The organism is [Clostridium] symbiosum ATCC 14940 (assembly GCF_000466485.1).
Classification (GTDB): domain Bacteria; phylum Bacillota; class Clostridia; order Lachnospirales; family Lachnospiraceae; genus Otoolea; species Otoolea symbiosa.
Genome location: NZ_KE992929.1, coordinates 1 through 20,589, shown reverse-complemented (window position 1 = coordinate 20,589; position 20,589 = coordinate 1). Strand labels below are relative to the sequence as shown.

At 46.9% G+C, this 20,589-nt stretch carries 19 protein-coding genes and 3 tRNA genes; 6 read left to right on the top strand and 16 right to left on the bottom strand.

All coding sequences use genetic code 11. The features are described from left to right. Nucleotides 1-282: 282 nt before the first annotated feature. The 5 genes from kdpC to CLOSYM_RS12560 all read right to left on the bottom strand — a co-directional run bounded on the left by kdpC (nt 283) and on the right by CLOSYM_RS12560 (nt 5,436). Complete coding sequence (gene kdpC / locus CLOSYM_RS12575) at nt 283-927, bottom strand: K(+)-transporting ATPase subunit C (protein ID WP_021642399.1); 645 nt, start codon at nt 925-927, stop codon at nt 283-285. A 79-nt stretch (nt 928-1,006) separates the two neighbouring features. Further along, entirely contained in the window at nt 1,007-3,091 is a 2,085-nt protein-coding gene (gene kdpB, locus CLOSYM_RS12570; protein ID WP_021642398.1) for a potassium-transporting ATPase subunit KdpB, read from the bottom strand. Nucleotides 3,092-3,109: 18 nt separating this feature from the next. Next, nucleotides 3,110-4,822, bottom strand: coding sequence for a potassium-transporting ATPase subunit KdpA (gene kdpA, locus CLOSYM_RS12565; RefSeq protein ID WP_021642397.1), 1,713 nt, complete (start codon nt 4,820-4,822; stop codon nt 3,110-3,112). 28 nt (nt 4,823-4,850) lie between these two features. Continuing rightward, the gene (gene kdpF / locus CLOSYM_RS24265) at nt 4,851-4,928 is read right to left on the bottom strand and encodes a K(+)-transporting ATPase subunit F (protein ID WP_138341851.1); all 78 of its coding nucleotides are present in this window, start codon (nt 4,926-4,928) and stop codon (nt 4,851-4,853) included. 313 nt (nt 4,929-5,241) lie between these two features. Beyond that, nucleotides 5,242-5,436 carry a hypothetical protein gene (locus CLOSYM_RS12560; protein WP_021642396.1) on the bottom strand — a complete coding sequence of 65 codons (195 nt, stop codon included), beginning with the start codon at nt 5,434-5,436 and terminating at the stop codon, nt 5,242-5,244. A gap of 273 nt (nt 5,437-5,709) precedes the next feature. Here CLOSYM_RS12560 and aroD point away from each other — a divergent pair, with 273 nt between their 5' ends. Continuing rightward, the gene (gene aroD / locus CLOSYM_RS12555) at nt 5,710-6,462 is read left to right on the top strand and encodes a type I 3-dehydroquinate dehydratase (RefSeq protein ID WP_003510549.1); all 753 of its coding nucleotides are present in this window, start codon (nt 5,710-5,712) and stop codon (nt 6,460-6,462) included. Nucleotides 6,463-6,511: 49 nt separating this feature from the next. On the opposite strand, the gene CLOSYM_RS12550 is transcribed toward aroD, so the two are convergent. Beyond that, on the bottom strand, nt 6,512-7,714 hold the full coding sequence (locus CLOSYM_RS12550) for a vWA domain-containing protein (protein WP_021642395.1): 1,203 nt from the start codon (nt 7,712-7,714) through the stop codon (nt 6,512-6,514). Then, a complete protein-coding gene (locus tag CLOSYM_RS12545) occupies nt 7,704-8,516 on the bottom strand; it encodes an AAA family ATPase (protein ID WP_021642394.1) in 813 nt (270 codons plus the stop codon). The genes CLOSYM_RS12550 and CLOSYM_RS12545 overlap by 11 nt, the downstream gene beginning before the upstream one ends. Before the next feature lie 254 nt (nt 8,517-8,770). Between CLOSYM_RS12545 and CLOSYM_RS12540 the strand changes: the two genes are divergently transcribed. Continuing rightward, complete coding sequence (locus CLOSYM_RS12540; RefSeq protein WP_003510546.1) at nt 8,771-9,667, top strand: LysR family transcriptional regulator; 897 nt, start codon at nt 8,771-8,773, stop codon at nt 9,665-9,667. A 64-nt stretch (nt 9,668-9,731) separates the two neighbouring features. Here the strand turns inward: CLOSYM_RS12540 and CLOSYM_RS12535 are convergent, their stop codons facing one another. Further along, complete coding sequence (locus tag CLOSYM_RS12535; RefSeq protein WP_044902405.1) at nt 9,732-10,649, bottom strand: LysR family transcriptional regulator; 918 nt, start codon at nt 10,647-10,649, stop codon at nt 9,732-9,734. A gap of 146 nt (nt 10,650-10,795) precedes the next feature. On the opposite strand from CLOSYM_RS12535, the gene CLOSYM_RS12530 reads away from it, so the two are divergent. After that, complete coding sequence (locus CLOSYM_RS12530; RefSeq protein ID WP_003510544.1) at nt 10,796-11,050, top strand: hypothetical protein; 255 nt, start codon at nt 10,796-10,798, stop codon at nt 11,048-11,050. A gap of 65 nt (nt 11,051-11,115) precedes the next feature. On the opposite strand, the gene CLOSYM_RS12525 is transcribed toward CLOSYM_RS12530, so the two are convergent. Continuing rightward, nucleotides 11,116-12,756: a S8 family peptidase gene (locus tag CLOSYM_RS12525; RefSeq protein WP_044902407.1), complete on the bottom strand. Its 1,641-nt coding sequence runs from the start codon at nt 12,754-12,756 to the stop codon at nt 11,116-11,118. Between the two features lie 207 nt (nt 12,757-12,963). Between CLOSYM_RS12525 and ku the strand changes: the two genes are divergently transcribed. Both ku and CLOSYM_RS12515 read left to right on the top strand, forming a co-directional pair. Further along, on the top strand, nt 12,964-13,773 hold the full coding sequence (ku, locus tag CLOSYM_RS12520; protein WP_004461939.1) for a non-homologous end joining protein Ku: 810 nt from the start codon (nt 12,964-12,966) through the stop codon (nt 13,771-13,773). After that, on the top strand, nt 13,770-14,726 hold the full coding sequence (locus tag CLOSYM_RS12515) for an ATP-dependent DNA ligase (RefSeq protein WP_021642390.1): 957 nt from the start codon (nt 13,770-13,772) through the stop codon (nt 14,724-14,726). The genes ku and CLOSYM_RS12515 overlap by 4 nt, the downstream gene beginning before the upstream one ends. A 44-nt stretch (nt 14,727-14,770) precedes the next feature. Here CLOSYM_RS12515 and CLOSYM_RS12510 read toward each other — a convergent pair whose 3' ends face one another. After that, nucleotides 14,771-15,046: a DUF1905 domain-containing protein gene (locus CLOSYM_RS12510; RefSeq protein WP_044902404.1), complete on the bottom strand. Its 276-nt coding sequence runs from the start codon at nt 15,044-15,046 to the stop codon at nt 14,771-14,773. A 305-nt stretch (nt 15,047-15,351) separates the two neighbouring features. On the opposite strand from CLOSYM_RS12510, the gene gltS reads away from it, so the two are divergent. Continuing rightward, entirely contained in the window at nt 15,352-16,581 is a 1,230-nt protein-coding gene (gltS, locus tag CLOSYM_RS12505) for a sodium/glutamate symporter (RefSeq protein ID WP_021642387.1), read from the top strand. A gap of 451 nt (nt 16,582-17,032) precedes the next feature. Here the strand turns inward: gltS and CLOSYM_RS12500 are convergent. The 6 genes from CLOSYM_RS12500 to CLOSYM_RS12475 form a co-directional block, all read right to left on the bottom strand. Then, nucleotides 17,033-17,105 (bottom strand) — tRNA-Thr (locus tag CLOSYM_RS12500). A 43-nt stretch (nt 17,106-17,148) separates the two neighbouring features. Then, nucleotides 17,149-17,220 (bottom strand) — tRNA-Glu (locus tag CLOSYM_RS12495). A gap of 14 nt (nt 17,221-17,234) precedes the next feature. Next, nucleotides 17,235-17,308 (bottom strand) — tRNA-Pro (locus CLOSYM_RS12490). A gap of 295 nt (nt 17,309-17,603) precedes the next feature. Further along, nucleotides 17,604-17,798, bottom strand: coding sequence for a heavy-metal-associated domain-containing protein (locus CLOSYM_RS12485; protein WP_003510537.1), 195 nt, complete (start codon nt 17,796-17,798; stop codon nt 17,604-17,606). A gap of 27 nt (nt 17,799-17,825) precedes the next feature. After that, nucleotides 17,826-18,128: a metal-sensing transcriptional repressor gene (locus CLOSYM_RS12480; RefSeq protein WP_021642385.1), complete on the bottom strand. Its 303-nt coding sequence runs from the start codon at nt 18,126-18,128 to the stop codon at nt 17,826-17,828. A 64-nt stretch (nt 18,129-18,192) separates the two neighbouring features. Continuing rightward, nucleotides 18,193-20,478 carry a heavy metal translocating P-type ATPase gene (locus tag CLOSYM_RS12475; RefSeq protein WP_021642384.1) on the bottom strand — a complete coding sequence of 762 codons (2,286 nt, stop codon included), beginning with the start codon at nt 20,476-20,478 and terminating at the stop codon, nt 18,193-18,195. Between the last annotated feature and the right edge of the window lie 111 nt (nt 20,479-20,589).

Sequence of the window (20,589 nt, the reverse complement as noted above, 5' to 3'; positions counted from 1 at the left end):
ACACAGATGGCTATGAAAAAAAAGAAAGCTTCCGGACAGATTTTTCCGGAGGCTTCTTTCTGTTACTGTTCGCGCGGTTGTGTTCCGCGAGGTGTTTTAGTGCGTGTTTTGCACGAAAATCCCGAGTTTTACGGCGCGAAACGGCACTTTTTGCCGTTTCTGTGCATCGCGAAGCGTGTTATTGTTCACAGCACGCCGCTTTTTGGCGGGGTGTGAACAGTAACTTCTTTCCTGCTGCTTAATGGCGCAATGGCCGCCAATGTGCCTTTTACCATATTTGTTTTACTTCAGGGTGAGTATTCCGAGCCGGTTTGCAATCTCCAGGTTGCATCCCAGAACATTGACTGCTTCCTCACCGAAAATTCCAAGCGCTTTCTTTTGCGTATTGTTGTCTATTATGGCATTCAGTTCTTCCTCCGTCAGACCGGATGCTTTTGATATTTCACCGACCTGCACCCGGGCTCCCCGGACCGAGATATGAGGATCCAGCCCGGATCCGGACGCCGTCAGCAAATCCGACGGTATATCCTCCTGTTTTACGTCCGGGTGCGCTTCCATCCAGGCAGCCATATCTGCTTCCACCCTTGTTTTTAAATCAGGATTGGAATTACCATAGTTAAATGAACCGGATGCGACACCGCCATAGCTGCCGTCCTCCTTTTCCTCCTGTGTATAGCAGTTATAATTGACTGATGAAATCCTGCCGTGGAAAAACCGGGAATCCTCAAACTGCTGTCCCACATATTTCGAACCGACCGCGCGTTCCTCACCGTCTATGACAGCCATAACCATGCTGCCGTTCGCCTGTTTGGGAAAGAGCGCCTGCCCGGCCAATGTCAGCGCTGCCGGATATATGACCGTACACAGGACGCCCAGCACTACCGTACACTTTACTGCATTCTTTAAATATTTCATAAATAATTTCATAACCGTCTCCTTCTGTTTTCTTACCCGGCATTTTCAGTTCCGGCATATGATGTGTTCGACATGCTTCATTCCCTTCATCCTACAGGCCGAACGCTGCAAGCAGGGGAGCCGCGAGCATATCTATCAGCTTGATTCCCACAAACGGTACAATTACACCGCCGGCGCCGTAAATTCCCATGTTTTTAAGCAGCATTCTCTCCGAACGCATCGGCTTATATTTTACACCTTTCATCGCGATTGGAATCAGGCCGGGGATAATGATTGCATTAAATATCAGAGCCGACAAAATTGCACTGTACGGCGTTGAAAGCTTCATAATATTCAGCATGTTCATCTGCGGAATCACCAACTGGAACATGGCCGGAATAATTGCAAAATATTTCGCAATATCGTTTGCAATGGAAAATGTGGTAAGGGAGCCTCTTGTGATTAAAAGCTGCTTTCCGATTTCGACCACTTCCAGGATTTTAGTAGGATCCGAGTCCAGGTCGACCATATTTGCCGCCTCTTTTGCCGCCTGGGTACCGGAATTCATGGCGATTCCCACGTCGGCCTGAGCCAGGGCCGGAGCATCATTCGTTCCGTCGCCGGTCATGGCAACGATTTTCCCCTGAGCCTGTTCTTTTTTGATTTCCGTGATCTTGTCTTCCGGCTTGCACTCTGCTATGAAACCGTCCACTCCGGCCTCTTTCGCAATCGTAGCCGCCGTCAGCGGATTGTCTCCTGTACACATAATCGTCTTAATGCCAATCTCCCTGAGTCTGGCGAACCGTTCGGCCAGCCCCGGCTTCACTGTGTCTTTCAGATAGATTACGCCGTAGATCCGGTTATCTGCGCAGATGGTAAGCGGTGTTCCGCCCAGCTTTGATATATTTTCCACAATCCCATCCAAATCGGCCGGAATCTTACCATTTTTAGACACTACAAATTCTCTGATTGCCTCACCGGCTCCCTTGCGGAGCATTAATCCATTCTCAAGGTTTACGCCCGACATCTTGGTCTGAGCCGTAAATTCGATAAATTCCATTTTATCCGCAGCATTTTTTTCTGTCACAGCACCCATCTTGCGCGCCAGTTCCACAATCGATTTTCCCTCCGGCGTACCGTCCTCAAGGGAAGCCAGAACAGAGTATTCCATCAGCTCCCGGACCGTAACTCCCTTAACCGGATAAAAATCGGCTGCAAGGCGGTTTCCAAAAGTAATCGTTCCGGTCTTGTCAAGAATCATCGTATCCACATCGCCGCAGGCCTCCACTGCCTTTCCCGACATGGCAATGACATTAAAACGCGTCACTCGGTCCATTCCGGCAATGCCAATCGCAGAGAGCAGGCCTCCGATTGTGGTGGGAATCAGACATACCATCAGGGCGATCAGAGTCGCTACCGGGATATGGATGCCTGAATAAACGGCAAACGGATACAGCGCCACAATTACAATCATAAAAATGATGGTCAGGCCGACTAACAATGTATTCAGGGCGATCTCATTTGGCGTTTTCTGTCTGGACGCCCCCTCCACCAGCGCAATCATTTTATCAAGAAAGGACTCACCCGGCTCAGCCGCAATCTGTACCTTCAGCCAGTCCGATACAACTGTCGTTCCTCCTGTGACCGACGAAAAATCTCCGCCCGATTCACGGGTAACCGGCGCCGATTCTCCGGTGATGGCCGATTCATCGACCGATGCGATTCCCTCAACTACTTCTCCGTCGTTGGGAATCAGTTCATTGATTCTCACAATCACCACATCGCCCTTTTTAAGATCGCAGGCGGGTATATCCCGCTCAGAGCCATCCGGTAAAACAAGATGGGCCACCGTATCCTTCTTTGTTTTCTTCAGCGTCTCAGCCTGGGCCTTACCGCGCCCCTCAGCAACCGACTCCGCAAAGTTGGCAAACAATACGGTTATGAAAAGTATCAACGTCACAATAATATTATAGGTTCTTAAGGCTCCTTCAGAGATTCCACCGGATGCGGTCACATCCCCGAACAGGTTTGGCATGAAACACAGTACAAATGTAATGACAAAACCAACCTCCACCACGAACATAACAGGATTCTTAAGCATATACCTGGGATCCAGTTTTTTAAATGCCCCGATTACCGAGCTTTTCAATATATCTTTTGTAATAAATTTAGTTGTCTGCTGTTTCTTTCTCGACATCACTTCTGCCTCCTTAAGCTAACTTAATCCCGGGAACCATATTGTCAGATGTTCTGCAACCGGTCCCAGTGCGAGTGCCGGGAAGAACGTCAGCGCCGCAAAAATATATACAACAAAGACAAGAATCAGTGTAAATACCACATTATCCGTTCTTAACGTACCGACCGTCTCGTTCACCCTGCGTTTTGCGAAAATGCTTCCGGCGATTGCCAACTGCAGTATAATTGCCGGGAACCGCCCGAAGTACATTGCAATCCCCGCCGTAAGGTTCCAGAAAACCGAGTTGTCTGCAAGACCCTCAAAGCCTGAACCATTGTTTGCCGCGGAAGAACTGTACTCGTAAAGCACCTGGGACAATCCATGGAATCCCGGATTTGTGATTCCCGCCAAACCGCCTGCCGTGGATACGGCCAATGCGGAAAAGCCAAGTATCAGAAGGGGGTGGATAATCAGGCAGACCGCCACCAGCTTCATTTCTTTTCCTTCAATCTTCTTTCCCAGATATTCCGGGGTCCGCCCTATCATAAGGCCGCAGATAAATACGGCTAAAATGACGTACATTACCATATTCATCAGCCCGACACCCTTGCCGCCGAACACGCAGTTTAACATCATATGTAACAGAGGCACAAGACCGCCGAGCGGCGTCAGGGAGTCATGCACGTTATTGACCGTACCGGTGGTAAAGGAGGTTGTTGTCGTTGTAAAAAGCGCCGACTGGGCAATTCCAAATCGTACCTCTTTCCCCTCATAGGATCCCATATCCTGATTCAGTCCGATTCCGGCAAGAACCGGGTTGCCGGCACTCTCCGCCGCGAAACATACCGTAACTCCAATCAGAAAAATAATTGCCATGGCGGCAAAGACTGTTCTGCCCTGTCTGCCGAAGAGCGATTTTTTCCCTTCTTTTTTCCGTTTGTCCGCAATCATATTGCCAAATGCGATGACACAGGCGCCCGGTAAAATCATCATGGAGTACAGCTCCACGAGATTGGAAATAATCGTCGGGTTCTCTAACGGCGTCGACGAGTTGGCTCCCAAAAAGCCGCCTCCGTTTGTTCCCACATGTTTGATAGCCTCAAGCGCTGCAATCGGTCCGGCAGCAATGTCCTGCCATTTACCTTCCAGCGTCGAAACCGTAAAATTCGCGTGGAAATTCTGGGGCGTACCCTGCCAGATAAGAAGCATTCCTGCAATAAAAGAGAGGGGGATCAGGATTCTTGTTGTATTTCTCACCATATCCTCATAAAAATTCCCCATCGGCCTTCCGGCAATTCCCCGGCAGAAAGCCATGCAGGCGGCATATCCGGTAGCGGCGGAGGTAAACATCATAAAAATAATAACCGCCGTCTGGCTGAGATAGGACAGGCCTGATTCACCGGAATAGTGCTGCAGGTTTGTATTTGTCATAAAGGATATAATGGTATTGAAGGACAGGCTCTCCTCCATCGATGCTATCCCGTTGGGGTTTAGGAACAAAAGTCCCTGGAGCCTCAAAACCAGATATCCTATCAGTATCATAACCGCATTTGTCATCAGAAGGTTTAATGCGTAGGTTTTCCAGTGCATATCCTCTCTGTTAATGCGGCAGATCCTGTAAATCATACCGTCAATCCGGTCAAATACAGGATCCGCAAATGTTCTCTGTTTTGTTGCCACATGGTACAGGTAAATGCCGATCGGAATCACCAGAACCATGTAAATAAGCAATGTTATTAATATCTGAAACATTATTATCTTCCTCCTCGTGAGTCTTTAACTACAGCTTTTCAGGATACACAAGCGCGTATACAAGATACGCGGCAAGCCCTGCAATGATAATGCCCAAAACTATCATATGATCCACTCCTTTTCCATTCAGCGCATCCGGCGTTTACCGCTCAAGCTCCTGAATTCTCATTTTCGCTCTCCCGGGCCAACCTGTGACTCACACCAGTCAATCAGCAGTTTCATGAGCGCACAGCTCACTATAATAATACCGATCATGCAAATATCCATCATCTCATTTCCTCCTTTAGTTTCACCGGGTCGCAGCTTATTACAGGCTCCGATGATTTTTATAAAACAGATTCTAGCACCTGTGTTATAAAAATTGTGTTAGCCCGGCCGGATTCGTATAAAGATTGTATTAGGATGCATCTTCAGGCTCCTCAGCACCATCCGAACAGGCAGGCCGCCGGCAGCATAAATGCCGCGGTCAGGGAAAACACCATGCCAAGGATAAAAACGGGTATCCCGATAAATGCACAGACAATAAACAGATACGGATGAAAGCGGGCAAAAAGCTTGACTGCCGAATCAAATCTTAATTCCAAATTGTAAAATGTCTGAATAATACAAGTCATAAACCATTCCTCCTTACCGTTTTATCCTAGCACCGCAGCCGTTAAACCGGTAAAAGTAAAACCTATAAGGGAATTAAGATGTTATAAAAAACTGTGGAATTTACTGCATGCAGCATGTCATCGCTTTATTGCTTTAAATTTTAGTAGTTTAAAGTAAAAAACTCTTGACATTACCGGACTAAGCTTTTATACTGTAACAAAACATTTAGAAAAACCTTTAATTTGGTAACGGTTGAGCGCAGCAAAGCGCACCGTGTATAAGGAGAATATGCTATGAAAGCCGTAAAGATCAGAAACGTAGTGTTCGGAGAAGGAATCCCTAAAATATGCATTCCGCTCACGGATACGGATTTGAAAGGACTTAAACAGTCCGTCAAAGCGATGAAAAGTGCCCCCTTCGATTTTGTTGAATGGCGTGCGGATTTTTATCAGAATATTGAAAATCCGCAGGTACGATTTCAGGCCATGGCTTATCTTCGCGACCAGTTAGGGGATACTCCGATTCTGTTCACGCTCCGCACTGATTCGGAGGGCGGAATGGCGGGCATGGAAACGGAGGAATATATTGCAATGAATCTTGACGTCATAGAGACCGGCCTTATGGATCTGATTGACGTTGAGCTGTCCAAAGGGGACGATACGATGAGGACTCTTGTGGAGGCAGCCCACCGCGCCGGGATGAAAATTATAGCTTCCCGCCACAGCACCACCTCGACGCCATCGAAGGAGACAATTGTGAGCCGTCTCTGCCAGATGCAGCATCTGGGAGCCGATATCGCCAAATATGCCGTTATGCCGCAGAATGAGCGGGATGTCCTCACACTTCTGGACGCCACTCTCACCATGCGCGAAGAACATAAGGAGACGCCTGTTATCACCATGTCCATGGGGCGCCAGGGAATTATCAGCAGGGTATGCGGAAGTGTATTCGGATCCGCCATCACCTTCGGCACCGCAGGCAAGGCCTCCGCGCCGGGACAGCTCCCTGCCGATCTTCTTTCTTCTTTTATAAACAGTCTTGCATAGAAGACCGAAGGCCGTGGACAGATCACCGTCTTCAAAAAAAGGAGAGGCATTACGCCTCTCCTTTTCTCAGCTCTTTTATAGCCGCCTCCAGGCCCTGGACCGTCAGCGGGAACATCGGAAACTGCTCTCTTATTATTTGAATTGTACGGGTAGATGCATCATAATCCCAAAGCTTTTCGTGCAGCGGATTCAGCCAGACTGCAGACGTAAAGCGTTTCTTTAATGTCTTGATCCAGTCTATTCCGGCCTTATCATTCTCATGGTCGTAGTCCAGAGTACCGCCAGGCTCCAGCAGCTCCGCCGGTCCCATAGTCGCATCTCCCACGACAATCACCTTGTATTCCGGCTTCAGGTTATGGAGCACCCATTCAGTGGAAACCTTGTCCTCCCACTTACATTGCGGTGCTGTAAATAACTGATCATAAAAACAGTTATGGAAATAGTAAATTTTTAAGTCCTTAAACTGGGACGCCTGGTTCACGGCCTGAAACAGCCGGTTACACAGCTCGGCATAGGCCCACATGGAGCCGCCGCTGTCCATTAACAGCAGAAGCTTCGTCTGGTTCTTTCTCGGTCTCTCCAAGACAAGCTCCAGCCGTCCGCCCCGGTCACATGTCTTCTCTATTGTTTTCGTCACATTCAGTTCTGTCCTGGCCCCGTCATCTTTGCTGGAAAGCAGCCTGAGCTTGCGCAGGGCTATCTGGAACTGCCTGAGCTGGAGGACTTTATCCTCCCGGAAGTCACGGTAATTGCGCTCTCCCGCCACTTTGAGCGCGCTTCTGCTCATCCCGCTTCCATGCACCCGGATGCCTTTCTGCGCATACCCGGAGTGACCGAACGCCGTGGTTCCACCTGTTCCGATCCACTTATTTCCGCCGTGGTGCTGTTCCTTTTGTTCAGCCAGCCTCTGCTCCATCAGACGTCGGATTTCTTCTATATTCTTTTTTCCCCACTGCGCGTCTGCCTCTTCCCGGTCAAAGGGCGTCTGCGTCATCGCCTTCGACAGCCAGCGTTGCAGCGCCTCAGGCAGACAGTCCTGTTCCTTAACATTTTTAAAATACTCCAGAAACGCCTGGTCGAACCTGTCATAGTCCGATTCTTTTTTTACCAGGATCGCCCTTGCCATATGGTAAAATTCCGTCAGGCTGGCCTCATTCAGATTTAAATCCAGCGCATCCATCAGGCCGGTCCATTCATTCAGGCTGGTCTTCATCCCGTACCCGCGCAAAATATATAAAAAATCAGTGAACATATTGGTTCTCCACTTGTTTTAAATCATCCGTTTTCTTCAAAAGAACGCCGGCAAAGGGAATTTCCTGTTCAAGGACCTCCACAGGAATGCCTCCGATATTCAGAGCCTGAATCCAGTCCAGTATCTCCGAAGTTCCCGGCTTCTTCTGGAGTCCTTTAAGCTCCCGTATCCGGTAGAAGGCGTCCAAAACTCCCCCAATCAGCGTTTCCTCAAGCCCTGGGTAATGGGCTTTGATAATCCGCTCCATCATCGGCGCATCCGGAAACGCAATATAATGGAAGATACAGCGGCGCAGGAAGGCATCCGGCAGCTCCTTTTCCGCATTGGATGTAATGATCACGATGGGACGGACCTTTGCTTTTACGGTCTCCCCCGTCTCCGGGATATAAAATTCCATCTGATCTAACTCCCACAAAAGATCATTGGGAAATTCCAAATCCGCTTTATCTATTTCATCTATCAGGAGAACCGCCTGTCTGCTGCTTTTAAACGCCTCACCGAGTTTTCCCAGACGGATATACTTTGCAATGTCGTTTACGCCTTCCTCGCCGAACTGGCTGTCGTAAAGACGCTGAACCGTGTCGTAAACATACAGCCCGTCCTGCGCCTTTGTTGTGGATTTGATGTTCCAAATCAAAAGCTCCATTCCAAGGGATTTTGCAATCGCCTCCGCAAGCATGGTTTTTCCAGTTCCCGGCTCCCCTTTTAACAGCAGCGGCTTCTTAAGCGCAGCAGCTATGTTGACGCTGCGGATCAGTTCATCCGAAGCAATATAATTCTCATTTCCGTGAAATTGCAGCATTCTCTCTTTCTCCTTTTATAATATGCCATATTTCGCAAACAGGGCGCAGAGCTTCTCTCTGCTCTGCACCCTGCCGGTTTATTATAATGGACACAGGCCAAAAAGTCCAATACCGTATTTCTCTTATTTTCATAGAAAGCTTCTATGGAGGCCGGAACACAGGGCGGTTTTTTGTAGAAATCCGTTGCGGCTTATGATATACTATGAGTACGGTTTCACGAAAGCGTGATAGATTGAAAAAGGATGGTGTCATCATGACTCTGCTTCAATTACAATATTTTGAGACTCTTGCCCGCGTGCTGCATTACACCCACGCGGCTGAAGAACTTCACATTGCCCAGCCCAGCCTCAGTTACTCCATTAATGAATTGGAAAAGGAACTCGGGGTCAAGCTGTTTGAAAAACAGAACCGGAAAATCTGTCTTACGGATTATGGTGAGAGATTTCTCCCCTATGTCCAGAAATCCCTGATGCTGATGGAGGAGGGAACCAACACACTGAAGCAGATGGCGGGAACTGCCCCGCTGGTTGTCCGTCTCGGTTATTTCCATTCCATCTCCTCCTCCCTGATCCCCTCCATGGTTGAAGAAGTATACCGTCTCCCGGAGAATAAACAGATTCGTTTTCATTTTACCGAGGATACTTCCTTTGACATTTTTACACTGCTTAAAAGCGGTAAGCTGGATTTGGCATTTTGTACGCACCGGGATGAATGGGCTGATTCCATCACCATTATGAAACAACCTCTCTATCTGGCCGTTCCCTTTGAGCATCCTCTCTCTGAGCGTTCTTCCGTTACCTTTGAGGATTTCGCCAGGGAACCACTGGTGATGCTCGACAAGGCAAGCAGCCTGCGAAGACAGCTTGATCAGGTGTTTACAAAGCGCGGCGTTATTCCAAAAGTCGTGTTTGAAGTGCGGGAGTGCAATGCCGCCCTCCAGTATGTGTCTCTCAAATTTGGTGTCTCGATCCTCCCCGAGGTTCCTGCAATGAAGACGGAACGCGTCCGCATGGTTCCCATCGATGATAAGGGAAAGGAATTTCTCAGGACAGTTTATCTTTCCTGGGACCGCAGCCGGCCGCTGACTCCGGCGGTGCAGAAAGTCAGGAATCTGATTGTTCAGCAGTATGCATGCTCTTCTCCAGGGTGAGCTTCTGACCGCATCGAACTGATTTCATCTGACTGGAGAATGGATGAAAACGGTGAACATTATTTTAATGAATCATCATCCCATGATGCTCCAGGTACTGGTCGAACACCTCGCCGCTGCGGATAATGTAGTCCCTGAAATACTTCGCCGCCGGCGGAATATAGCGTTCTTTATTCCACTGCAGGTAAAGCCTGCGCTGTGGAATATCATTGGCTATTGGGAGGATTTTCGTATTATAAGGCGCTCCGGAAAGCGGATACGGCACAATTGAGATTCCCCTTCTGGCTGCGACCAGGCCGTAAATAATCTGATCATTTGGAGTTTCGGATACGATACACGGACAAATTCCTATCTCTTTAAACAGATTGTCAAGCTGTCCGCGCAGCTGGGCATTGGTGTCAAAGGCAATAAAATTTTCACCGTCCAGTTTCCTTAAATCCACACTGTCCCCCGACGCCAGCTCATGTCCCTCCGGTATCAGCACCATCAAAGGATGCGTGCCGATGTACGCGGCATCTATCTGGGGATAGCTGAGCCTTGTTCCAATAATCAGATCGACGGAGCCGTCCAGCAGCTTGCTTTGAATTCCCTTCCAGATTTCCTGGCTGTATTGGAACTGCACTTCCAGACGGTTTGTATCCGACTGATAGCGGACCATGAGATCCGTTGCAAACTGGGCGACCGACTGGAAGCCTGCCAAAACAATCGTCCCCACATTGGGATCAATATATTCTTTTAAGGTTGAAATCCCTTCCTCCAGAGAACTAATCGTCTTCTGAACATAAGGGTGAAATATTTCACCATACTTTGTCAATTTGATATTCCGGCCTTTTCTCTCGAACAGCTCTGCGCCTAATTCCTCTTCCAGCTCTTTAATGGCATGACTTAAATTAGACTGGCTGACATGAAGTCTTTCTGCCGCCCGCGTGTAGTGTTCCAGTTCTGCAATTGTATTGAAATAGTACAGCCACTGCAAATTCATATGCTGTTCCTCCTTAAAGCCTTCCGTTATTCCTATTATCCATGATTTTGAGAAAAAGTTCAACTTATTTATGTGCAGAATCCCCCTGGTACACGGCGGTCCAAATATGCATACAATACATTAACTTTGCTGTTCGAGGTGTAATTATGCCAGGAGGCTGGACTTATCAGTCATACCTCACGCCCTATGACTCCTTTATTTTTTACAATGCCATAGGGCAACATGAAAATTACTTTTATAATCCAGTTGCTGTTGCCAAACAGATTGTCAACGGAACAAACTACCGTTTTATCACGATAGCTGAACCAAAACGGGAGGAACTGCCGACTCGTTTTGCCGTCGTAGATATTTATAAACCGCTTAATGGCGAGGCTTACGCTACAAAAATTAATTTTCTTTGAGTTACTTGGAAGCGCTGGTATTTTAAGCCGGCGCTTCTGTCAGTCCTATCTCCTTAACATTGTCCTTATACCAGACTGCTCAATACCCCCATAAGGTCCAGCCTTCCGTATCCCCACACATTATTCGGATATACAACTGCTTTATCACGAATTGCCCCGCGGATAAACAGCCGGTTAATATCTCTCCCTGTAATTGTAGTATAATTTCCCCTCAATACCGCCCATTCCATAAGAAGAGCCGCCGCTCCCGCCGCATGTGCGGCCGCCGCCCCCGTGCCAGTTACCGAACCATACGTATTCGTACCGGCAATAGTCGGACATGACAGGGCAAAGCCAGGAGCAGCAATATCCGGTTCAACCAAGCCGCTTGTCGTATACCCCCTTCCGGATTCCGGCAGTATACCGTTATTAATTTGATTATAGGCCGTCACCGTCATCGGATTACGTGCGTTGCCGGGAGATGTTATTGTATTGTCAGGGTCCGGTTCAAGAAAATAAGTATCCTTAGAAATAATATTACCGGCCGGCAGCCAGGCATTAAAATCTCCTGCTATTGTCTCAATATTGTTAACCCGTATTGTCCATATCCCATTGACGGCATCATTGAACCTTATTAAAATCAACTGATCCCCTGACTCTTCCTCAACAATAATATTGTTGATATAAATTTTTGTCGGATTGAATAAAAATTTATATTCCCTGCATTCACTGAAGCCGGGCATTATTGCATGAAATGTTTCACCGGTGGGCGCACTGATTCCTATCATTAACCGGCTGGGTGACCTCTGCCATATTTCCATAAAAAAGTTTTTGTCTTTTTCTCCTACTCTTAATTCAAATGTTCTCGCCATGATCTGATCGGTAAAAGTTCCGTGATAATGTCTGCTGAGATTTCCTTCATTGCCTGCCGCCACACAGCATCCGATTCTCGGCAATGCCGACAGTTGATTTAAAGTACCGGCAAAGAGACCAAGACCGTCATGGGAACTTTGGGAGGAGCCCATACCTATACAGATGAGTAACGGTCTGTTCAGACGTTGGGCAATTGATAATACATATTCAATTCCAATGATAATGTTTGATTCCTGATAGCAGACAGTATCAGACGGAATGCTGAATATTTTTCGGTTAAGCTGCTTCGCCAACGGCAGCTTTACCACAATCAGTTCTGCTTCCGGAGCCACCCCGCTGAAATTATCCGTTTCCCTCCTGCTGCCTGCCGCAATTCCCGCCAGCATTGTTCCATGTCCCAACTCATCAATACTTGGTACAACGGCAAGAGGCTCCTGTGTTCTTAAGGCCATGTTAATCATTGTTTTATTGTATTCCGTTCCAAAGGTAAATCCCGCCGGAGGCTCACCATCCGTTATCGTTTGATCCCAAATGGAGAATAATCTGGTAGAACCATCCGGATTCAAAAATGCCTCATGCCTGTATTCAATTCCCGTGTCCACGATTCCAATCAGGATGCCCTGCCCGAAGAGCGATAAGTTCGGGTTGTTCCTGACTACATTAATTCCGCTCTGTTCCAGACTTATATTGGAATTCAAGGTATAAATACCTGGGAATGTGTGGTAGGGATATGTTCCCAGGCCGCACATGCTGAATTCGCTGCCAGGCAGATGTATGACAGAATATCTGTCATTCAACCGTGTAGTACCTGCATCACTTTCCATTGGAACAGATAACGAGTTATTAACTACCATATCAAAAAAATTCTCATCCAATATTCTGTGAATAAAAAAACCTCCTCTGTTTGCCAAAGCTTAGAAATCCGCTTCGGCGGACCCTGTTTTCATTCTATCTTATGAATGCTGTGAAAGAATCAGTATGATTAATCAATATATCAGGCTAATTTGGATTGTTGAGGAGAAATTGTATATACTAAGGTAAAAAAGGAGTAAAACAAGCATATGGCAGCTACGCATAAAGGGGCAATCAGTTTTGGCCTGGTTCACATTCCGGTGGCGCTCCACACCGCCACACAGGATAATGATATACATTTCAATCAATTGTGCAAAGAAGACGGTTCACGTGTCAAATACAAAAAGGTCTGTGCCAACTGCGGAAAAGAAGTCGGCTTTCAGGATATTGTGAAAGGATTTGAATTTGCTCCCGGGCAATACGTTACAATGACGGACGCTGATTTCGAAAAGGCAAAGACGGAAAAAGACAAGACAATCCAGATCCTGCATTTTACTGATTTAAAAAACATCCGTCCCATCTTTTTTGACAAAACCTATCATGCAGTCGTCGAGGCCGGAGGTGATAAAGCATATGAATTACTGCGCCAGGCCATGTTCGATGAAGGAAAAGTGGCAATTGCAAAAACAGTAATGGGACAGAGCGAAAAACTCCTTTGTCTGATTCCGACCGAGAAAGGTATCTTGGCCGAAACACTCTTTTTCTATGACGAAGTTAAAGAAATACCAAAGGAAGCAGCACATCCGGAACTGAACGAGGCTGAGCTTAATATGGCGAAAATGCTGATTGGATCGATGGATAAAGAATTTGAACCACAGCTGTACCATAATGAGTATCAGGTTCGTCTCAGAGAAATTATAGAAGCAAAAATCAATGGACAGGAAATTGTTCAGACACCGGCTGAGCAGGAAAGCAACGTAATCAATATTATGGAAGCGCTGCAGGCCTCTCTGCAGCAGATTGAAGGCACCACGCCCCCGAAGAAGCCGCGCGGACGGAAGAAGGCAGCAACAGCATGATTGATTTCGATGCAAAAGTGATACAGCCGATGCTTATCGGCGCCAGCGGGGATGCATTTGACAGCGCAGACTATATCTATGAATTGAAATGGGACGGCGAGCGCTGCATTGCCTATCTGGATCCAAAGACCGGTACGGAACTCCGGAATAAACGAAATCTTAAAATGCTTTCTAAAGTACCTGAGCTTACTCATCTACACAAGCAGGTAAAAGCCAGATGTATATTAGACGGTGAGTTAATCATTTTAAAAAACGGCAAATCTGACTACTTTGAAATACAGAAACGCAGTCTGATGTCTAATCCGTTTAAAATTGAGTTGCTTTCAAAACAATATCCTGCCAGCTTTATACCTTTCGATATTTTATATTACAAAGACAGGGATTTAACATTGCTGCCGCTTATGGAGCGCAAAGTATATCTTTCCAAAGCGGTAGGTGAGGAAACAGCACGAATGGCCTTATCCAAATACATTGAGGGCCAGGGTATGGCATTTTACACACTCGCCAAACAACAGGACATGGAAGGCATTGTCGCCAAAAGAAAAGACAGTTTTTATATAGAAGGTAAAAGAACGAAGGACTGGATCAAAATAAAAAACCTGATAGACGATGATTTTGTAGTCTGCGGATATATATTTAAGGACAATAATATGATAAGTGTTGTTCTGGGACAGTATGAGCATGAGCAGCTTATCTATAAAGGTCATGTAACTCTCGGTGTCGGAGGGGAAAATTTTCAGCGTATTAAAGAAGTGCCACAGATCCCCTCCCCTCTTTTTGCACCTCCGCATGGTAATGAAAATGCGATCTGGATTGAACCTCAATTGGTTTGTGTCGTAAAATTTATGGAGTACACGGCAAATGGCGGTATGCGGCAGCCGGTCTTCAAGGGTCTGAGACCGGATAAGCTCCCAAAAGAGTGCCGCTCCCGTGACGGCATGGGCGGTATTTGACCGCCCTTCCTTCCCATATTGAGCAGATATGTGACTGTCAGGTACTACCGTTCTCTCATGACCACATGGACGGTGTCTCCCGGCTGTTTTCCAATCAAAGCACGGATGTCCTTTCTCACCCCCAAAATATGGCCAGGAGTTCCCATTCTGACAATGCTTCCTTCGTAGGCTGTCCCGTCAAAATCCACATGCACCTTTACTCTTCCCTTGCCGAACTCTTTCTTCACATCAAAAGGAATATTTACATAGGCTCCGTCAATATCGGGTACTTTCTGAATTACAGCATCAAATTCATAAATTTTATTATTTATATTTTTCACCTCCTCATCCCATTCCCGCCTTGGTTCACTTCTCGTTTCAGTTCTCCTCAAATATATTTTGTTTTTTATTCTGCATTTTATTCCCTTTCATGAAAATGAGAACCGTTTTTTGTAATATGGACCGGGTGCAGAGCGCCTCTTTTATCTTTTTATTTTTTCAAAAAATTAGCACAAATAAAATAACATTAAAACATTTACAGAATTTTCACGCATTTTGTCTTGCAGAATCAAATAAAATCGATATAATTTAACTAAATATAGTAGAAATTCTTATCTAATTCGACAGAAAAAAGGAGGTAGTATTTATGGAAATGCAGCTTGCGGATTCAATTTTCACTTTGTCATTTGACAGCGTCGGTACAATGACCCTGGGGGCAATCCTGCTGTTGATTGGTTACTGGATTAAAAGCAAAGTTTATTTTCTGGAAAAATTTTGTATTCCGGCACCTGTAATCGGCGGATTTCTTTTCGTTTTTCTAAACTGTTTATTCTTCATGAGCGGTAGAATAAATCTGGTATTCGACGCCTCTTTACAGACAGTATTTATGTTGGCCTTTTTCACGACTGTCGGCCTCGGGGCCAGCCTGAAAGTTCTTTTAACAGGCGGCAAGCTTTTATTTATCTACTGGTTTGTAAATGTACTGATCACTGTCCTCCAGACTGGTATCGGTGTGTTTCTTGGACCGGTTCTTGGACTTGACGCCGCGTACGGTATTGTCTCCGGTCCTGTTGCACTGGTTGGCGGGCATGGAGGCGCTGCCGCCTATGGACAGACTCTGGAAGCCATGGGGTACCCCGGAGCCAGTCTGGTCGGTTTGGCTTCCGCTACCTTTGGATTAATCGTCGCCAGCCTCGTCGGCGGTCCTCTGGGCAGACGGCTGATAGAACGTTATAATCTGACGCCCGATAATGATGATGGTTTCCAAATTGATACCTCCGGATATGACGCCGGTGCACAGCATGTCGAAATGGATTATGCCAACACCATGAAAAATCTTACCGCACTGATGCTCTGTATGACAATGGGCTCCATGATTGTCGGTTATTTAGGCGGTTTAATCGGCATGGCTATCCCCACCTATGTCGGAGCCATGTTCTTCGCCGTCTTGGTCCGAAACTTAAATGAAAAGTTTCATTTTTACAATTTCAGCATTGAATTCAATGATCGGGTCGGTGATATCAGTCTGGGCTTGTACCTGTCCATGGCGCTGCTGACGCTCAAGCTGTGGGAATTGGCCGAATTAGCGCTGCCGCTGTTAATCGTCCTTTGCACGCAGACTGTCATACTGCTGCTTCTCACTTATTTTGTTGTATTCCGTATTCTTGGGAAAAACTACGATGCTGCCGTTATGTCGGCAGGACTTATCGGTCATGATCTCGGTTCAACACCAACGGCCGTAGCCAATATGACAACCATTCATACCAAGTATGGGGTATCACGTAAAGCGCTTATCATAGTGCCGATTGTAGGAGCCTTTTTAATTGATGTGTTTTATCAGCCGTTTGTAATCTGGTGCATTAATATACTTTGTTAATTACATATGGATGATACAGAAATAAAACAGAACAGTGAAAAAACGGGCAGTTGAAATATTTTTTCTTCTGCCCTTGTTTTATGAATGTCCAATGCAAATACAGTTAACTGATGGACGGACATGAGACTGCCACTCCAATTATATTTCTTCAATACGAGGACTGTCGTAATGACAAGCCCCCGATAAATGGAGTATATGACCATAGAATTATGTAGATGTGTTTTCTACTGCTTTTCCTGTTTTAAATCAATAATCTCCTTAGTCATTTTATGCAGTTCATCTTTTGAAATCTTTTTATTGACATGAAAATCGAAATCGTCCATAGTGCGAACCACCATCAATTAGGGGGCGCCAAAAACGATAACCTGCACGCTCCGCGCACGGGTCACCGCTACCAACAAAAAAGCCGAAACCCCTTGCTTTTACAAGGAATTTCGACTTCTTACCATACAGCTCCCGGCCGGACTCGAACCGGCGACCTACGCATTACGAATGCGTTGCTCTACCAACTGAGCCACGGAAGCGTTTAAAAAATGCTCTGGATTCACTCCAAAGCAGATTCTAAAATGACCTGTCCGGGAATCGAACCCGGGTTTACGCCGTGAGAGGGCGTCGTCTTGACCGCTTGACCAACAGGCCATACTGAGGTGTAATCGAGGCGACGTGATTCGAACACGCGACCTCTGCGTCCCGAACGCAGCGCTCTACCAAACTGAGCCACGCCTCGATACCTTTGGTAGTATAATATAAATATCAGGAAATGTCAACCATTTCCTGAGAAAAATTTAAAAAATTTTTCATGCAATTAATACAATTCCTTAACTGCCTCATTTTTCACCGCTGCAGCAAGGTTTTAAGTCATATTGGAAGGTTGGTCTGCGTATATCTGTCACAAATTCCAGCGCAGATATACGCAGATTTTTTTTAGCAGGAATTTTCTCCTGTTAAACGATAAGCGGCACGCTCCGTGCACAGGTTACCGTCATCAATAAAAACCGCTCCGCGGAGGCTCGCACTGCGGCTTAAACTTCCACTGCCGAAAATCCTAAATCGTCCAGGATCTCCACTGCCTTCTTTTCACAGTGTTCACATCCCTCAATTGTGACTGTTTTTGAATTCAAATCTACCTGATGCTCAATCTCCGCCGCAGTAAGGGCCTTGTCAATCCGGCTTACACAGTTGCCGCACATAATTTCTTCGCATTTAAATTTTTTCATTATTTTTATCTCCTTTACAAATTCTTATTATTTCATCAGCTTCTGGATTGTCCTGCACAGCTCTTCCACCGTTTCTTCTGCATTTCCCGCCTCAATCTCATCTATCACACACGTCTTTATATGATTTGACAACAGCACCCTGGAAAAGCCGTTTAAAGCTGCCTGGACGGCAGAAACCTGGTTCAGAATATCAACGCAGTAGCGCTCATCTTCCACCATGGCCTTAATGCCACGCACCTGCCCCTCAATTCTGTTAAGCCTTTTTAATAAATCCTTTTCTTCGGTCAGGTTCCTGTGCTTATGCCTCTCCTCGTTTCCACAACAGCTCATCCCGTTCCCCCTTTATACAGTTTTTATTCTATTTTGCTTCCCGGCTCCGTCAGCTGAGCCTGAATTAATCAAGTTTCAGTCCTTTTAGACGCAATGCGTTTGATACTACGCAGACCGAACTTAAGGACATTGCAAAGCCTCCCAGCATCGGGCTTAAAAGCGGTCCTCCAAACAGATACAGCACACCGGCGGCCACCGGTATTCCCAGCGAATTATAGAAGAACGCCCAGAAAAGGTTCTGCTTAATATTCCGGATTGTGGCGCGGCTTAATTTCACCGCTCTGTAGACATCCATCAAATCAGATTTCATCAATACGATGTCACCCGATTCAAGGGCAATATCACTTCCCGAACCGATTGCCGTTCCCACATCAGCCTGCACCAGCGCAGGAGCGTCATTTATGCCGTCTCCTACCATCATAACTGTTTTCCCCTGACTTTGCAAGTCTGCCACAGTTCCCGCTTTATCACCCGGCAGCACCTCCGCTATCACATTGTCAATATGTGCTTCATGTGCAATATATTCAGCCGTTTTGCGGTTATCACCGGTGAGCATATATACTTCCAGCCCCAGGCTCTTTAACTTATCAATTGCATGTATGCTGCTTTCTTTTATTGTGTCGGCCACACAGATGATTCCGGCCATTATTCCATCCACAAGGATAAACATCGGTGTCTTTCCCTGTTCTGCATAGATTCCAGCCTGATTCGTGAGGGCCGAAATATCTGACTGCCCTCCGCTCTGCGTTTCACCGGAGGCTGCGAGGGCTTCCAGCATTCTGATATTGCCGATCCGGATTTCATGCCCCTCCAGGACGGCCTTAATACCGGATCCGGTAATACTTTCAAATTCCTCAGGCCTTGCAAGTGACAGGCTCTTCTCCCTGGCCTCCGCCACAATTGCTTCTCCCAGCGGATGCTCCGACATCTGTTCGCAGCTGGCGGCAACGCGAAGCAGCTCCGACGGTTTCCAGCCCTGTTCCGCAAAAATATCCGTGACCTTTGGTTTACCCTCCGTAATTGTTCCCGTCTTATCCAGAACAACGGTATCTACTTTGTGACCAATTTCCAGCGCCTCCCCGCTCTTAATCAGTATACCGTGGCTGGCCCCGACGCCGGTTCCCACCATGATGGCCGTCGGTGTCGCGAGTCCGAGTGCGCAGGGGCAGGCAATGACGAGGACGGCCACAAATATAGTCAGTACAAAGGCCATGTCTTTTCCACCGGCAACAAGCCATAAAAGAGCCGCTGCAATCGCTATGCCCATGACAGCAGGAACAAAAACCCCAGCCACACGGTCCGCCAGCTTCGATATCGGCGCTTTTCTGCCCTGGGCATCCTCCATCATCTTCACGATTCTGGCCAGAGTGGTATCACCGCCTACATGGGTGACCTCCGCTTCCATGGCGCCGTTATAATTCATGCTTCCGCCTATCAGACTGTCTCCCACGCTCTTTTCGACCGGAATGCTCTCACCGGTCAGCATGGACTCATCCACGCTGCTGCTTCCCTTTACAATAGTGCCGTCAAGAGGGATTCTGTTGCCCGGTTTGATCAGGATATGATCGCCAGCCTTCACCGAAGAGGTTTCCACCTCGCGCTCCTCACCGTTTTCGTACAGAATCGCCGTATCAGGAGCCAGCTCCATCAGTTTTCTAATTGCTTCGGAAGTTTTTCCCTTGCTTCTTCCCTCCATATATTTACCCAGCATTACCAGGGTTACCACCACCGCTGCCGATTCATAGTACAGAGAGTGGACGGCCATCGGGTCGCTGAACGCCTTAAACGTCATTACCAAACTGTATATAAATGCACTTCCAGTACCGATTGCCACCAGGGAATCCATGTTAGGATTGCCTTTAAACAATGCCCGAAGTCCCACCAGATAAAATTTCTTTCCGCAAATTAATACAGGAACCGTTAAAATCATCTGAATCAGGGCGAAATTCAACGGGCTTGCATGCATATCGATGATATCCGGCACCGGCATAGGGAACGGCACCATATGTCCCATCGAAATATATAAAAGCGGCACCGCAAAACAGATTGCCACAATCAGCCTCTTTCTGCCGGCTTTAAGCGCTTCCTCCTGCCTGGCAAACGTCTCCTCCTCTTCCGCCATTCTATCTTGTTCGTCGGGAACCAGCATCGCCTTAAAGCCAGCCTTATCCACTTTCTCTTCTATCATCTCCTGAGTCACCATTGCTTCATCGTAGGTGATCGTCATCTTAGCGGTCGTCAGATTGACATTGCTTTCCTGCACCCCTTCCAGACGCCTGGTCACCCGCTCTACCGCACTGCTGCAGGCTGCACACGACATTCCGTCTATGTTGTATATTTCCGTTTTCATAGATTATCTCCCTTCATTACATATACCCCCTATAGGTATATTAATCATATATGATTTTTTCCCAATTGTCAAGCATCTAATGGAGATTTAGTTAAGCAGGTGAGGACGCCG